Source organism: Streptomyces sp. WY228 (assembly GCF_019287315.1).
GTDB classification, from domain to species: domain Bacteria; phylum Actinomycetota; class Actinomycetes; order Streptomycetales; family Streptomycetaceae; genus Streptomyces; species Streptomyces caviscabies.
Genome location: NZ_CP079114.1, coordinates 6,547,392 through 6,561,755 on the forward strand (window position 1 = coordinate 6,547,392; position 14,364 = coordinate 6,561,755).

General features: G+C 72.1%; 15 protein-coding genes. 10 read left to right on the plus strand and 5 right to left on the minus strand.

The window, feature by feature from the left end; all coding sequences use genetic code 11:
• Positions 1–64 precede the first annotated feature (64 nt).
• Positions 65–1,165, minus strand: coding sequence for a septation protein SepH (gene sepH / locus KV381_RS28680; protein WP_193464371.1), 1,101 nt, complete (start codon positions 1,163–1,165; stop codon positions 65–67).
• 576 nt (positions 1,166–1,741) lie between these two features.
• Between sepH and KV381_RS28685 the strand changes: the two genes are divergently transcribed.
• Positions 1,742–2,794 (plus strand): hypothetical protein, encoded by a 1,053-nt coding sequence (locus KV381_RS28685; RefSeq protein WP_218786673.1) that lies wholly within the window; start codon positions 1,742–1,744, stop codon positions 2,792–2,794.
• Between the two features lie 96 nt (positions 2,795–2,890).
• Here KV381_RS28685 and KV381_RS28690 read toward each other — a convergent pair whose 3' ends face one another.
• A complete protein-coding gene (locus KV381_RS28690) occupies positions 2,891–4,213 on the minus strand; it encodes a D-arabinono-1,4-lactone oxidase (RefSeq protein ID WP_193464369.1) in 1,323 nt (440 codons plus the stop codon).
• On the minus strand, positions 4,170–5,417 hold the full coding sequence (locus KV381_RS28695) for an MFS transporter (RefSeq protein WP_030080042.1): 1,248 nt from the start codon (positions 5,415–5,417) through the stop codon (positions 4,170–4,172). The genes KV381_RS28690 and KV381_RS28695 overlap by 44 nt, the downstream gene beginning before the upstream one ends.
• A 206-nt stretch (positions 5,418–5,623) precedes the next feature.
• On the opposite strand from KV381_RS28695, the gene KV381_RS28700 reads away from it, so the two are divergent.
• Both KV381_RS28700 and KV381_RS28705 read left to right on the plus strand, forming a co-directional pair.
• Positions 5,624–6,751 (plus strand): ferrochelatase, encoded by a 1,128-nt coding sequence (locus KV381_RS28700; protein ID WP_030080041.1) that lies wholly within the window; start codon positions 5,624–5,626, stop codon positions 6,749–6,751.
• A 35-nt stretch (positions 6,752–6,786) separates the two neighbouring features.
• Positions 6,787–7,587, plus strand: a complete 801-nt coding sequence (locus tag KV381_RS28705) for an inositol monophosphatase family protein (protein ID WP_030080040.1) — start codon at positions 6,787–6,789, stop codon at positions 7,585–7,587.
• Positions 7,588–7,702: 115 nt separating this feature from the next.
• On the opposite strand, the gene KV381_RS28710 is transcribed toward KV381_RS28705, so the two are convergent.
• Positions 7,703–7,876 (minus strand): hypothetical protein, encoded by a 174-nt coding sequence (locus KV381_RS28710; protein ID WP_164493914.1) that lies wholly within the window; start codon positions 7,874–7,876, stop codon positions 7,703–7,705.
• Positions 7,877–8,257: 381 nt separating this feature from the next.
• On the opposite strand from KV381_RS28710, the gene KV381_RS28715 reads away from it, so the two are divergent.
• The 4 genes from KV381_RS28715 (at position 8,258) to KV381_RS28730 (ending at position 11,836) form a co-directional block, all read left to right on the plus strand.
• Positions 8,258–8,911 (plus strand): response regulator transcription factor, encoded by a 654-nt coding sequence (locus KV381_RS28715; protein WP_006128158.1) that lies wholly within the window; start codon positions 8,258–8,260, stop codon positions 8,909–8,911.
• Positions 8,912–8,916: 5 nt separating this feature from the next.
• Positions 8,917–10,149: a cell wall metabolism sensor histidine kinase WalK gene (locus tag KV381_RS28720; protein ID WP_030631464.1), complete on the plus strand. Its 1,233-nt coding sequence runs from the start codon at positions 8,917–8,919 to the stop codon at positions 10,147–10,149.
• Positions 10,150–10,554: 405 nt separating this feature from the next.
• Positions 10,555–10,851, plus strand: a complete 297-nt coding sequence (locus KV381_RS28725) for a DUF4193 domain-containing protein (RefSeq protein ID WP_003965732.1) — start codon at positions 10,555–10,557, stop codon at positions 10,849–10,851.
• Positions 10,852–10,864: 13 nt separating this feature from the next.
• Positions 10,865–11,836, plus strand: coding sequence for a hypothetical protein (locus KV381_RS28730; RefSeq protein WP_030080034.1), 972 nt, complete (start codon positions 10,865–10,867; stop codon positions 11,834–11,836).
• A gap of 30 nt (positions 11,837–11,866) precedes the next feature.
• On the opposite strand, the gene KV381_RS28735 is transcribed toward KV381_RS28730, so the two are convergent.
• The gene (locus KV381_RS28735) at positions 11,867–12,325 is read right to left on the minus strand and encodes a DUF3093 domain-containing protein (protein ID WP_218786674.1); all 459 of its coding nucleotides are present in this window, start codon (positions 12,323–12,325) and stop codon (positions 11,867–11,869) included.
• A gap of 58 nt (positions 12,326–12,383) precedes the next feature.
• On the opposite strand from KV381_RS28735, the gene KV381_RS28740 reads away from it, so the two are divergent.
• Genes KV381_RS28740 through KV381_RS28750 form a run of 3 tightly spaced genes read left to right on the plus strand, consistent with a single transcriptional unit; the run spans position 12,384 to position 14,270 of the window.
• Positions 12,384–12,968 carry a PaaI family thioesterase gene (locus tag KV381_RS28740; RefSeq protein ID WP_029182603.1) on the plus strand — a complete coding sequence of 195 codons (585 nt, stop codon included), beginning with the start codon at positions 12,384–12,386 and terminating at the stop codon, positions 12,966–12,968.
• Positions 12,965–13,495: a dUTP diphosphatase gene (gene dut, locus KV381_RS28745; RefSeq protein WP_030080026.1), complete on the plus strand. Its 531-nt coding sequence runs from the start codon at positions 12,965–12,967 to the stop codon at positions 13,493–13,495. Before KV381_RS28740 ends, dut begins: the two co-directional genes overlap by 4 nt.
• Before the next feature lies 1 nt (position 13,496).
• Entirely contained in the window at positions 13,497–14,270 is a 774-nt protein-coding gene (locus tag KV381_RS28750) for a DUF3710 domain-containing protein (RefSeq protein ID WP_030080024.1), read from the plus strand.
• Positions 14,271–14,364: the final 94 nt, after the last annotated feature.

A 14,364-nucleotide genomic window follows, 5' to 3' on the forward strand; every position in this document is an offset into this window, starting at 1 on the left:
GTAAGACAGCGGGGTCCGTACGCGAACGCGTACGGACCCCGCTCCCACCGGTCGTCATTCCCGGTCAGTCCTGCTTCTTGCGCCGGGTGCCGAACACGATCTCGTCCCAGCTCGGCACGGCCGCCCGGCGGCCCGGCCGGACTCCGTCCGCCTCGGCCTGACGGTCCGTCGTCCCGGTCAGCCGGTCACGGTGGCCGGCCACCGCCCGGGGCATCAGCACATCCGCATAGGCCGACCCCGCACCCGCCGAAGCGGCCGCGGCGGGCGGCTCGTCCGCCTCCGTCTCCTCCGCCGGTTCCAGCGCGGGCGGTTCGGGCTGCGTGGGCCGCTCCGGAACGACCATGTCGCCACGGAAGCTCGGCACCGCCTCCAGCAGGCTGGTCAGCGAGTCGCGCTCACCGGCCGAGGCACTGCTCACGTACTCCTCGGGCTCGGCGGCGGCCGGGGCGGGCCGCTCGATCTGCCGGTCGAGGGCCCGGTCCAGCGGGCGGTCGCGCTCGATCTGCCGGTCGAGGCTCCGGTCCAGCGGCCGGTCGCGCGGCAGCCGGGCGATCCGGGGCACGAACGGGAAGCTGGGCTCGGGCGCGGCGACGTCGTCGGTCTCGCCGATCAGCGAGCGCGCCTCGTCGTCCACGGCCTGGACGAGCCGCCTGGGCGGGTCGTACGTCCAGCTCGCCGAGTGCGGTTCGCCCGCGACCCGGTAGACGAGCAGGACTTCCCAGGTGCCGTCGTCGCGGCGCCAGGAGTCCCACTGGACGGTTTCCTTGTCGGCGCCGCGCAGCAGGAGACGCTCCTGCACCGCCTCGCCGAGCTGGGGGCCGGTGTTCTCGCCGGGACGGCGCACAGGAGTCTTCCGGGCCCGCTCGGCCATGAAGGCGCGCTCCGCGAGCACGGGGCCCTCGAAGCGGCGTACACGGTCGACGGGGATGCCCGCGAACTGGGCGACCTCCTCCGCGGAGGCACCGGCCCGTATACGGGCCTGGATGTCGCGGGGCCGGAGGTGGCTCTCCACCTCGATCTCGATCTGGCCGAGTCGTGCGCGGTCGTTGCGCACCGCGGCGCGCAGCCGCTCATCGATCGGAAGCGTGTACTCCGTGCTGTCCGCAGCCTTGAGCACCAGTCGTGTGCCGTCGTTGGAGACGGCCACGACACGCAGTTCGGGCATGGGAACCTCCCGGGTGGTGCCTGCCGACGTCACGTGCGTCGCTGCTTCCGCTAGTCGAGTGTGACCTGCCCGGGTGCAGCCTGCCACAACCTTGCCAAGTTGCCCGGCGTGTCGGGCGCTCGTCCTGGTGCACCACCATGACACGGTTACCCATTGCGACCCAAAGTGACCGATTTGGCCGCTCTGTGCAGCAAGCACCCGTGTGATGCCTTGCCGCCCCCGGTTCGAGTGCCGTCGTCGGCCCCCTCCGGTGACTACGGATTCCCACGTCGGACTCCGCCCCAGGGCTCGTCACAGTACTCCATTCGGGCCACCGGGGTGGAGCGGCGCGCCGCCGAAGTTCTCGCCGGGCGCGGGAGTTGAGATACCCAGTTCTCCGCGAAATGCCCCTGATGCGTGTTGTGCTTCACACAATCACCGGAAACGGAACTATCCACTTCGCTCATTTGTCCCTTCCTGGTGCATGGTGGGAGAGATGTCAAGCAGGGGCTGGTAATGGTTCAGAAGCCGGAAAGTGACACAGAACCCAAGGAAAGGCGCATAGATCTGAGTCTCCCGCAGGTCGCCGGGAGCGCCGTGGCGGCCGTCGCGGCAGCGGTGGCGGCCTCGCAGTTGGGCGTGTACGGCACGATCGCCGGCGCGGGCGTGATGAGCGTCGTCGCCACCTGCGGCGGCTCGGTCTTCCAGCACTTCTTCCGCCGCACCGGCGAGCAGATCCGCGAGGTGACGGTCCAGGTGACCCACCCGGAGGGCCGCCAGGTGACGGTGCACACCAAGGAGACGACGCCCTCGGGGCACAGATCCTCCACGCGGCGGTCCGAGCCGGAGCCGGCCGACGACGCCACCACGGTGCTGCCCACCGTCGGCCCGGGCACGGTCCCGGAGGTGGTCCCGGACGCGGAGAGCACCCGGTTGCTCAAGCCCGTCGACCCGGACCGAACGCAGCTGCTCGACCTCGGCGACGCGCGGACCCGGATGCTCCGCGTTCCGCCGGCCCAGGGTTCCGGCGCCGACGACCGTACGTACGCGATCCCGCGGGCCGATGACCGTACGCGGATGCTCCCGCGGGCCGGAGCGGGCGCGCCCGTCGCCGACGACGCGTTCAGCGACGGTGTCACCCGCGGCACCCGGATGCGCGGCTGGAAGCGTCCCGCGCTCGCGGCGGCCGCGGTCTTCGCCGTCTCCATGGCCGGGATCACCGCCTACGAGGTGATCTCGGGCGGCGACCTCAGCGGCGGCCAGGGCACCACGCTCAGCTCCGTCGTCCGAGGCGGCGGCGACCGGGACTCCGGGCCCGCCGACCCCACGCCCTCCGGGGACACCGGACAGGACAAGGGAGCCGACGAGCAGCAGCCGACCCCCGGCGACGGCACCGGATCGGCGCCCGCGACGGACGGCGGCGACGGCAGCGGCACGAGTCCGGACCCCGGTACGGGCACGGGCGGCGAGAACCCGACCACCGGGCCCACCCCCACCCCGACGCCCTCCGGCTCCGGCGGGACCACGCCCGACCCGGCACCGCCCACCCCCTCGGCCTCCGGCGACACCGGAACCGGCGCACCTTCGACCGGCACGGGCGTCGCCCCCGGACAGGGCGAACAGGCCCCGCCCGGCGCCGACGCCGAGTGACCGGCGTACCGGACGGGCGCACGACACGCAGCGGCCCCGGCTCCCTCCCGGTCAGGAGGAAGCCGGGGCCGACGGCGTACCGGAGGCCGGCGGAGCTCAGTCGCCGAGCACGCGCCGCAGATAGTCGTTGCCGAACAGGCGGTCCGGGTCCAGCCGGTCGCGCACCGCGGTGAACTCCCCGAAGCGCGGGTAGACCTCGGCCAGATAGCCCGCGTCCCGGGTGTGGATCTTGCCCCAGTGCGGCCGCCCGGCGTGCGCGGTCATGATCCGCTCGACCGCCGTGAAGTACGAGCGGTGGGGCGTGCCCTTGTAGAGGTGGACGGCGATGTACGCGCTGTCCCGGCCCGACGCGGTCGACAGGGCCATGTCGTCGGCCGGCGCGGTGCGCACCTCGACCGGGAAACTGACCTTCAGCGGTGACCGCTCGACCATGGCCTTCAGCTCCCGCAGCGCCGCCACCGCCCGCTCGCGCGGAACGGCGTACTCCATCTCCACGAACCGCACCCGGCGCGGGCTGGTGAACACCTTGTACGGGATGTCGGTGTACGTACGCGCCGACAGCGCCCGGCTGGAGAGCCTGGCGATGGAGGGGATCGTCGCCGGGACCGCGCGGCCGAGCGAACAGGCCACCTGGAAGACCCCGTTGGACAGCAGCTCGTCGTCGATCCAGCTGCTCACCCGGCCGGGCGGGGCGGCCGGACCGGCGCTGCGGTTGTTGCGCTTGGTGTTGCAGTTGCCGGTGTGCGGGAACCAGTAGAACTCGAAGTGCTCGTTCTCGGCGACCAGGGCGTCGAAGTCCGCGGTGACCCGGTCGAAGGTCATCGGCTCCTCGCGGGCCGTCAGCAGGAAGATCGGTTCCACGGCGAGGGTGACGGCGGTGATCACCCCGAGGGCGCCGATCCCGACCCGCGCCGCGGCGAAGACCTCCGGGTTCTCCCCGGCCGAGCAGCGCAGCACCGTACCGTCCGCGGTGACCAGCTCCAGCGCCCGGATCTGCGCGGATATCGACGCCGAGTCGCGGCCCGTGCCGTGCGTACCGGTGGAGGTCGCCCCGGCGATCGTCTGCTCCATGATGTCGCCCATGTTGGTGAGCGAGAGGCCCTCGCGGGCGAGCGCGGTGTTGAGCCGCTTGAGCGGAGTGCCCGCCTCCACCGTCACGGTCATCGCCTCACGGTCGATGTTCCGGATCCCGGTGAGCAGGTCAGGGCGTATCAGCACCCCATCCGTGGCGGCAGCCGCCGTGAAGGAGTGGCCGGTGCCGACCGGCTTCACCCGCAGGCCGTCCTCGTGCGCCCGGCGCAGCACGTCCGCGAGCTCGTCCACGGACGCGGGGGACTCGGTGCGGGCGGGCCGGACTGTGACGGTGCCCGCCCAGTTACGCCACGCGCTCGTCGTCGTCCGTGCGTAGGTGTCGGTCATCTTCCCCGCGCCCTCCCGTCGCAGCCGGCCCGGCCAGCCGGCGATACCCCAGGAACGCCACCGCCGCCGCGAGCGCTCCCGCCGCGACGGGCACCGCGTACCCCGCCTTCGCCCCGGCGGCGTCGACCACCCAGCCGGCGGCCGAGGAGCCGAGCGCCACTCCGACCGCGAGCCCGGTACTGGTCCAGGTCATGCCCTCGGTCAGCTTGGTGCGCGGTACGTGCGCTTCGACGAGGGCCATGGTGGTGACCATCGTCGGTGCGATGGCGAGGCCCGCGACAAAGAGCGCCACGGCCAGCAACGGAAGGTTCCCGGCCAGTTGGAGGGGGATCATACTCACGGCCATCGCGCAGACACCCACCAGCCACCTGGTCCCGGGGTTCCCCTTGAGGTGCAGCAGCCCGAACACGGCCCCCGCGAGACACGATCCGAGCGCGTAGACGGCCAGCACCAGGGAGGCCGCGGCCTTGTGGCCGCGCTCCTCGGCGAAGGCCACGGTCACCACGTCCACACCGCCGAAGATCGCGCCCGTCGCCACGAAGGTGGCCACCAGGACCTGCAGTCCCGGCGAACGCAGCGCGGAGCCGCCGGTGTGCTGCGACTTCGGGTGCGGCACCGGCTCGGTGGCGCGCTGCGCGGTCAGCCAGAACACGCCGACCAGCAGGAAGACGGCGGCGATCAGCGGCCCGGCTTCCGGGAACCAGGCGGTGGACAGACCGATGGAGATGATCGGGCCGAAGATGAAGCACACCTCGTCGACGATCGACTCCCACGCGTAGGCGGTGTGCAGATCCCGGCTGGAGCCCCGGTAGATCGCCGCCCAGCGGGACCGGACCATCGACCCCACGCTCGGCACACAGCCCGCGCCCACCGCGAAGACGAACAGCGTCCACTCCGGCGCCCCCTGCTGGGCGCAGATCAGCAGACCCGCCACCGCGGCCACCGCCACCAGCGTGATCGGGCGCAGCACCCGGCGCTGCCCGTAGCGGTCGACCAGCCGGGAGACCTGGGGGCCGCAGACCGCCGCCGACATCGCCAGGGTCGCCGAGAGCGCCCCGGCCAGCCCGTAACGGCCGGTGAGCTGCGAGATCATCGTCACGACGCCGATGCCCATCATGGACAACGGCATCCGGCCGAAGAAGCCTGCGGTGGAGAACCCCTTGGTACCGGGGGCGGAGAAGATGACGCGGTAGGGGCTGGGCAAGGGGTACTCCGGTCGTGCCTGTCAGGCGTATAGCTGGCCCATACAGCTTACGGCCGGGCGGATGCGCCGGACACCGGATTACGGGGCGGCCCGGGGGAGCGGAAGCAGGCGTACGAACCCCGAGCCCCACGGCCTCGCCGCTCTTCCCGACGGAGCGTCGGATGTCGGTTGCCGCCCGGTCACCGGCGGGTGGCAGGATCGACGTCATGTCCGATCTGCGCGATCCCGCTCCCTACGACGCCCTGCTGCTGCTCTCCTTCGGCGGTCCCGAGGGCCCGGACGACGTGGTCCCGTTCCTGGCGAACGTGACCCGCGGCCGCGGCATCCCCGAGGAACGCCTCAAGGAGGTCGGCAAGCACTACTTCCTCTTCGGCGGGGTCAGCCCGATCAACGCGCAGAACCGCGCCCTGCTCGGCGCCCTGCGCAAGGACTTCGCCGACCACGGCCTGGACCTCCCGGTCTACTGGGGCAACCGCAACTGGGCCCCGTACCTGACCGACGTGCTGCGCGAGATGACCGCCGACGGACACCGCCGGATCGCCGTCCTCGCCACCAGCGCCTACGCCTCCTACTCCGGCTGCCGCCAGTACCGCGAGAACCTCGCGGAGTCGCTGGCCGCCCTGGAGGCCGAAGGCCTGGAGGTGCCCCGGGTCGACAAACTGCGGCACTACTTCAACCACCCCGGCTTCGTGACACCCATGGCGGACGGCGTCCTCGCCTCGCTCGCCGACCTCCCCGAGGACGTCCGCGCGGGCGCGCACATCGCGTTCACCACCCACTCCATCCCGACCTCCGCCGCCGACGCCTCCGGCCCGGTGGAGGCGCACGGCGAGGGCGGCGCGTATGTCGCCGAGCACCTCGACGTGGCCCGGCTGATCATCGAGGCGGTGCGTGAGGAGACCGGCGTCGAGCACCCCTGGCAGCTCGTCTACCAGTCCCGCAGCGGCGCCCCGCACATCCCGTGGCTGGAGCCCGACATCTGCGACCACCTGGAGACCCTGCACGGCGAGGGCGTCCCCGCCGTCGTGATGGCGCCCATCGGCTTCGTCTCGGACCACATGGAGGTCCTGTACGACCTCGACACCGAGGCCACCGCGAAGGCCGCCGAGATCGGTCTGCCGGTCCGCAGGTCCGCCACCGTCGGGGACGACCCGCGCTTCGCCGCCGCCGTACGGGACCTGGTCCTGGAGCGCGCCGCGAGCGAGCGCGGCCGGGCGGTGGAGCGCTGCGCGCTGGGCTCCCTCGGGCCCTCCCACGACCTCTGTCCGGTCGGCTGCTGCCCCGCCAGGGCCCCGAAGCCGGCCGCCGCGGGCGCCGACAGCCCGTACGTGTAGAGCCTCCGTCCCCGTCGAGCCCCCTGGGAGCACCCGTGACCGACCCCGCCCTGTCCGAACTGCTCGACCTCGCCCTGGAGGCGGCCCGCCGCGCCGGAGCCCTGCTGCGCGACGGCCGCCCGGCCGACCTGGGGGTGGCCGCCACCAAGTCCAGCCCCATCGACGTGGTCACCGAGATGGACATCGCCGCCGAGAAACTGATCACCGGCTACCTCACCGACTTCCGCCCCGACGACGGCTTCCTCGGCGAGGAGGGGGCCAGCTCCCCGGGCTCCACCGGCATCCGCTGGGTCATCGACCCGCTCGACGGCACGGTGAACTACCTCTACGGCCTGCCCACCTGGGCCGTCTCCATCGCCGCCGAGCGCGACGGCGAGCGGGTCGTGGGCGTCGTCGAGGCCCCGATGCGCCGGGAGACGTACCAGGCGGTCCTCGGCGGCGGTGCGTTCGCGAACGGTGAACCGCTGCGCTGCCGGCCCGCCCCGCCGCTGGACCAGGCCCTCGTCTCGACCGGTTTCAACTACGTCGCCCATGTCCGCGCCCACCAGGCGGACGTCGCCCAGCAGCTGATCCCCAGGCTCCGGGACATCCGGCGCGGCGGCTCGGCGGCCGTCGACCTCTGCGATGTGGCGGCCGGCCGGCTGGACGGCTACTACGAGCGCGGACTGCACCCCTGGGACCTGGCGGCGGGCGACCTCATCGCCCGGGAGGCGGGCGCGCTGACCGGCGGCCGCCCGGGGCTGCCCGCCGACGGCGATCTGACGGTGGCCGCCACCCCGGGCGTCTTCGAGCCGCTGCAGGCCGCCCTCGACGAGCTGGGCGCCTGGCACGACTGACGGGCCACGACTCGCGGAAGGCCTGACGAAGGCCCTGACGAGGGTCCTGAGGCCGCCGCACACGCCACGGGGCCCCGGACACCAAGACGGTGTCCGGGGCCCCGTGGCGTACGGCTCAGACGCTGGTGGCGCCGATTTCCACGCCGTGCTCGGCGGCGAGCCGGCGAAGATCGTCCAGCTCGCCCTGCTCGACGTCCGCGAGGAAGTCGTCGCCGTCCTCGCGCGCCCGCGTGAGGTCGGACTCGGTCGTCTTGATGCGTTGCAGCAGACCTGCGGTGAAAGCGTCCATGATGCGCCCCCTCATCGTGGGTCGGTGGCACGGGGTGTGCCCGGGGTCCCCCGGCCAGGGGAGCCGGAGGAGCGGGTGATCGCGCCGCCGCTCCGGGGAAAAAGGAGCGGGCCGTGGCAGGCCACGTGACAGGCGAGATCGCGGGTGTGAACCCCTCTTCCCCACGCCATGGCTCAGAGAAACCTCAACTGGCCCGAAAATCCGCCGCTTTCCGGGCGGGGCGCCGCCGGAAGGTCCGGCCCGCCGCCGTCTTACCGCCGGTTTATACGCGTTGCGGGCAGGATGGAGGCGCACAGTCGGCATCGCTGCCCGTGTCCGAGCGGCCCCGCGTGGGCCGCTCGATCTGTGAACCCATCGAAGGACCGAAGGAAGGACTGCGCCGTGCGCGTACTCGTCGTCGAGGACGAGCAGCTGCTCGCCGATGCGGTGGCCACCGGACTGCGCCGGGAGGCCATGGCCGTCGACGTCGTCTACGACGGTGCCGCGGCCCTGGAGCGCATCGGGGTCAACGACTACGACGTCGTCGTGCTGGACCGGGACCTCCCGGTGGTGCACGGCGACGACGTCTGCCGCAAGATCGTCGAGCTCGGCATGCCCACCCGGGTGCTCATGCTCACTGCGTCCGGCGACGTCAGCGACCGGGTCGAGGGCCTGGAGCTGGGCGCGGACGACTATCTGCCCAAGCCCTTCGCCTTCAGCGAGCTGACCGCCCGGGTGCGCGCGCTGGGCCGCCGTACGACGGTGGCGCTGCCGCCCGTCCTGGAGCGCGCCGGCATCAAGCTCGACCCGAACCGCCGCGAGGTCTTCCGCGACGAGGTGGAGATCCAGCTCGCCCCGAAGGAGTTCGCGGTGCTGGAGGTCCTGATGCGCAGCGAGGGCGCGGTCGTCTCGGCGGAGCAGCTGCTGGAGAAGGCCTGGGACGAGAACACCGACCCCTTCACCAACGTGGTGCGGGTCACGGTCATGACGCTCCGCCGCAAGCTCGGCGAACCGCCCGTGATCGTCACCGTACCGGGCTCCGGATACCGGATCTGAGGACCATGGCCACCACCCCCGAGCCCCCCGCGGCGCCCCCGAAGCCCACCTGGGAGCCCAAGCAGCAGGACCCCCCGTACCCCTGGCTGCGCCCGACCATCCGGATACGGCTCACGCTGCTGTACGGCGGGATGTTCCTGATCGCGGGCATCGTACTGCTGTCGATCATCTACATGCTGGCCGCGCAGGCGCTGCACGTGGGCAGCAAGCTGCCGTTCGAGATCGTCAGCGGCAAGGTCGCCAGCGAGATCTGCAGCCTGCCCACGGACGCCAGCCCGGACGCCTTCAACGCCGCGATGAACGCCTGCGTCAACAATCAGCGCAAGGAGGCGCTGGACACCCTGCTCAACCGTTCGCTCCTCGCCCTGCTCGGCCTCAGCGTCATCGCCTTCGCCTTCGGCTACGCCATGGCCGGACGCGTGCTGTCCCCGCTCGGCCGGATCACCCGGACCGCGCGCCGGGTGGCCGGTACGGACCTCACCCGGCGGATCGAGCTGGACGGCCCGGACGACGAGCTGAAGGAGCTGGCGGACACCTTCGACGACATGCTGGACCGGCTGGAGCGGGCCTTCACCGCGCAGCAGCGGTTCGTCGGCAACGCCTCGCACGAGCTGCGCACCCCGCTGGCGATCAACCGCACCCTGCTGGAGGTCTCACTCTCCGACCCGGAGGCCCCGCCGGAGCTCCATCAGCTCGGCAAGACGCTCCTGGCCACCAACGAGCGCAGTGAGCAGCTGGTGGAGGGCCTGCTGCTGCTGGCCCGCAGCGACAACCAGATCGTCGAGCGCAAACCGGTCGACCTCGCCGAGGTGGCCGAGCGCGCCATCGACCAGACCCGGGCGGAGGCGGTGGCCGGAAAGACGGAGATCCGCGGCGAGCGGGGATCGGCCGTGGTCCAGGGCAACGGGGTCCTGCTGGAGCGGATCGCGCTGAACCTCGTGCAGAACGCCGTGCGCTACAACGTGCCCGAGGACGGCTGGGTGGAGGTCACCACCGAGGTACGGGACGGGCAGGCCCTGCTGGTGGTCTCGAACACCGGCCCGGTGGTCCCGGCGTACGAGATCGACAACCTCTTCGAGCCCTTCAGGCGGCTGCGTACGGAGCGTACGGGCAGCGACAAGGGGGTCGGGCTCGGCCTGTCGATCGCGCGGTCCGTCGCGCGGGCGCACGGAGGCCGTATCATCGCGGAGCCCCGCGAGGGCGGCGGTCTCGTGATGCGCGTCACCCTGCCGGTCTGAGAGGCTGCACGATGTGACGCTGCACCGAATCTTCATGTTCGCTTTGGGCGGAATTTTCAGGACCCGTTCCCGGGTGAGTCGTGTGTGATCGATCACAGGGCCGATTTTCCGACCATCTACGCTCCGTGATCACGACTCTGCCGTAAAGCCGGTAATCGTCCGGGTTTTCGGGGATCGTTATCACGGGAAGTACACGGGGTAGCGCCTGTGAACTGCACAGTCGGGACCGTGTACGGTCCCCATCGCCACCCAAGCAAAGCCTCGCCGAGGCGACCGGTTGGGTGTCGATTGAGTAACAGACCTTGATGTGAGGCAAAATCTCCGCCTCAGGTCGGGCACAAGTCCGGCCTCTCACGCGTTACGTGCGCTGAGACACCCGTAGACACCCAAGAGGGGGAGAGCGACATGGCGACGGATTACGACACCCCACGCAAGACCGACGACGATGTGGACCAGGACAGCCTCGAAGAGCTCAAGGCGCGTCGGAGCGACAAGACGGCATCCGCCGTCGACGTCGACGAATTCGACGCGGCCGAGGGACTCGAGCTGCCCGGCGCGGACCTCTCCAACGAGGAGCTGGCCGTCCGGGTGCTGCCCAAGCAGGCCGATGAGTTCACCTGCATGAGCTGCTTCCTGGTGCACCACCGCAGCCAGCTGGCCCGCGAGAAGAACGGTCAGCCCATCTGCCGCGACTGCGACTGAGGTCGAGTCGGCCGTGGCAGGCGAGACACCGTTCCGGAAGCGGCGCCCCTGGCGTCGGGACGGCCGGCAGGCCCATCAGGACGGTACAGGCGGCACAGGCCCGGCAGAAGGCGTTCACGCGTCTGCCGAGCGGTCCGCCGCCCTGCCGGATCACTCCGGCAGCTCCGACGACGAGCGAGGCCACTCGGCCTCGCTCGAAGTGGCCGGGGCGGCAGCACTGCCGGACCGGGCCGGGGAGCAGGACGAGCACGACCAGCAGGACCAGGCGGATCCCACGACCGGGAGCCGCCTGCACGCAGTGAAACGGGGCGTACGCAAGGGCGGGGAGAGCGCGAAGGCACTGGCCGCACAGCTGGCCGACCGCATCATCGACACGGCCCCGCGCGTGCCGGTGCGCGACCTCGCCACCCTGCGGAGACAGTTCCCCGGGCTGGGGCCCGAGGAGCTGGCCGACAAGCTGGTCACGGGAGCCTGCCGGGGCACCGCGACCGTCGGCGCAGGCATCGGGGCCGCCGCCATGATGCCCGTACCGCCCGCCATGCTCGCCGAGCTGGCGGCGGAGGTGACCGGCGTCGCCGCGATCGAGATGAAGCTCGTCGCCGAGCTCCACGAGGTCTACGGCCTCCGCCCCCCGGGCAATCTCGGCCAGCGCAGCACCGCGTATCTGACGTCGTGGACCGAGGAGCGCGGCATCGACGTCACCCGGCCCACCACGCTCAACGCCGCCCTGGGCGGCCAGATGAAGCGCGAGCTGCGCCAGCAGATCATGAAGCGCATGGCGCGCAATCTGCCCAACCTGATCCCGTTCATGATCGGCGCCACCGTCGGCGCCGTGATGAACCGTCGCGACACCCGCAAGCTCGCCGACCGGGTCAGGAGCGACCTGCGCAAGCAGCAGATCCCCTGGGACCGGCTGGCCGCGCTGCCCCCGCTGGAGCAGCCGCTGCACCCGGCCGAGCTGCCCAAGGAGATCGAGGGCCCCTGAGACCGGCCGGGCGGTGTGCCGGAGGCCGTTTCAGGCGGTCGTGGCGCCGCTCAGCGCCGCCGCCAGGCCCTGCGGATCCCGGGTGGAGAGATAGATGTACGGAGTCGGGTCGTCCGGATCCGTGACCTCCACCCGCACCGCCGTCTCCACATAGCCGCGCAGCAGCATGAACGCCCGCGCGTCCGCCCGGTGCGTGCGCCAGGCCCGCGCCTCCTCGGCGTCCAGCGCCTCGGGCTCGCCGAGCGCCGACAGCGGGATCCGGGCGTCGCCGGCGACGAGCGCCCCCGCCACCACCCGGATCCGGGCGGAGCCGTAACTGCTCACCAGGACCGCGGCCGCGGCCGTGCCGCCGACCAGACCGGCGAGCAGCGGCAGGGTGCCCAGCGGCAGCAGCATCAGAGCACAGGCGATACCGATCCCGAAGGCGATGAACCACCAGGAGCGGGGTGCGGTGAGACGTTCGTCGAAGGGGGCTGCGGAGGGCTGCATGGAACCAAGCTTGGCACGGCGCGACCGGCGCACCGCCGCGCGGGTAAGGTCTGCGCCTGTGAGTGGAACATCAGCAGCTCTGACACCCCCGGCCGACGCCGTCGCGCCGGTCCGGCACCCCGACGCGCCCGCCCCCGGCGAGCTCCTCGGAGCGCACTACGAACACTGTTTCGGCTGCGGCGGGGGACAGCCGCACGGACTGCACCTGATGGCGCGGGCCGGTGAAGGCGTGAGCGTCACCGCCGAGTTCACCGTGCAGCCCGCCCACCAGGGCGCCCCCGGCCTCGCCCACGGCGGTGTGCTCGCCACGGCGCTGGACGAGACCCTCGGCTCGCTGAACTGGCTGCTGCGCACGATCGCGGTGACCGGACGGCTGGAGACCGACTTCGTCCGCCCCGTCCCCGTGGACACCGTGCTGCACCTCGACGCCCGGATCACCGCCGTGCACGGCCGGAAGATCTACTCCACCGCCACCGGCCGGATCGGCGGCCCCGAAGGACCCGTCGCGGTCCGGGCCGACGCCCTCTTCATCGAGGTGAAGGTCGACCACTTCATCGACAACGGCCGGCCCGCCGAGATCCAGGCGGCCATGTCCGACCCCGACCAGGTCCGGCGCGCCCGCGCCTTCGAGGTGAACCCGTGACCCGCAGCCCCGTCGACGTGCTGATCCGCCTCCTCGACCCGGACGTGCCGATTCCGGCGTACGGACACCCGGGCGACGCCGGGGCCGACCTGGTCACCACCGAGGCCGCCGAACTCGCCCCCGGCGAGCGCGCGGTGCTGCCCACCGGTGTTTCGATCGCCCTGCCCGACGGGTACGCCGCGTTCGTGCACCCGCGCTCGGGCCTCGCGGCCCGCTGCGGAGTGGCCCTCGTGAATGCCCCAGGGACCGTGGATGCCGGGTACCGTGGGGAGATCAAGGTGATCGTGGTCAACCTCGATCCACGCGAGAGCGTGCGATTCGAACGGTTCGACCGGATTGCCCAATTGGTTGTCCAGCAGGTCGAGAAGGTGCGCTTCCACGAGGTGGCGGAACTTCCCGGCTCGGCGCGGGCCGAAGGGGGCTTCGGGTCCACCGGCGGCCACGCGTCGGTGGACGGCGCCGAGGGCGGGATCACCCACGGTGGGAACAGCTACGCTTCGGTCGTATCCGACCGGGAAGGACAGTGACGTGTTCGGACGTCGCAAGAAGAGTGGTTCCGCCGAGGACGCGGCGGACGAGGTGCGCGAGGCCGAGCAGGTCGCCGACGAGCCCGAGGGCAGCGACGGTGCCGCGAAGGGCACCCGTCGGATGAATCTTCCGCCGGCCCCCAGGCCCGACGGACCCTGGGACAGCACCGAGGTCACCCAGCCCGGCGAGGGCCGGGTCGACCTGGGCGGCATCTTCGTCCCCGGGGTCGAGGGCATGGAACTGCGTGTCGAGGTGGCCGGGGACGCGATCGTCGCCGCCACCGTGGTGCTGCGCGACAGCGCGGTCCAGCTGCAGGCCTTCGCCGCCCCCAAGAAGGAGGGCATCTGGGGCGAGGTCCGCGACGAGATCGCCTCGGGCATCACCCAGCAGGGCGGCATCATCGACGAGGTCGAGGGCCCGCTGGGCTGGGAGCTGCGCGCGCAGGTCCCCGTACAGCTGCCGGACGGCACGGGCGGGGTGCAGCTCGTGCGCTTCGTCGGCGTCGACGGACCGCGCTGGTTCCTGCGCGGAGTCATCTCCGGCCAGGGCGCCGTCCAGCCGGAGGCCGCCGGGCTGCTGGAGACGATCTTCCGGGACACCGTGGTCGTCCGCGGCGACGGCCCGATGGCCCCCCGCGACCCGATCGTCCTCAAGCTCCCCAACGACGCCCAGATGGTGCCCGAGGGCGTGCAGCAGGAGGAGCAGGAGAGCTCGAAGTTCTCCGGCGGCATGGGCCAGCTCCAGCGCGGCCCCGAGATCACCGAGGTCCGCTAGCGGCGTCGGCACCACGCCGCGGCGGCTCGCCGCACTTCGCAGCACAGGCCGGTGGGCCGCACCCTTTCCCCGGGTGCGGCCCACCGGCCATTGC

Coding starts and splice junctions, on each gene's coding strand:
- sepH (WP_193464371.1), bottom strand. CDS start 1,165: ATGCCCGAACTGCGTGTCGTGGCCGTCTCCAACGACGGCACACGACTG.
- KV381_RS28690 (WP_193464369.1), bottom strand. CDS start 4,213: ATGACCGACACCTACGCACGGACGACGACGAGCGCGTGGCGTAACTGG.
- KV381_RS28700 (WP_030080041.1), top strand. CDS start 5,624: ATGTCCGATCTGCGCGATCCCGCTCCCTACGACGCCCTGCTGCTGCTC.
- KV381_RS28710 (WP_164493914.1), bottom strand. CDS start 7,876: ATGGACGCTTTCACCGCAGGTCTGCTGCAACGCATCAAGACGACCGAG.
- KV381_RS28720 (WP_030631464.1), top strand. CDS start 8,917: ATGGCCACCACCCCCGAGCCCCCCGCGGCGCCCCCGAAGCCCACCTGG.
- KV381_RS28725 (WP_003965732.1), top strand. CDS start 10,555: ATGGCGACGGATTACGACACCCCACGCAAGACCGACGACGATGTGGAC.
- KV381_RS28735 (WP_218786674.1), bottom strand. CDS start 12,325: ATGCAGCCCTCCGCAGCCCCCTTCGACGAACGTCTCACCGCACCCCGC.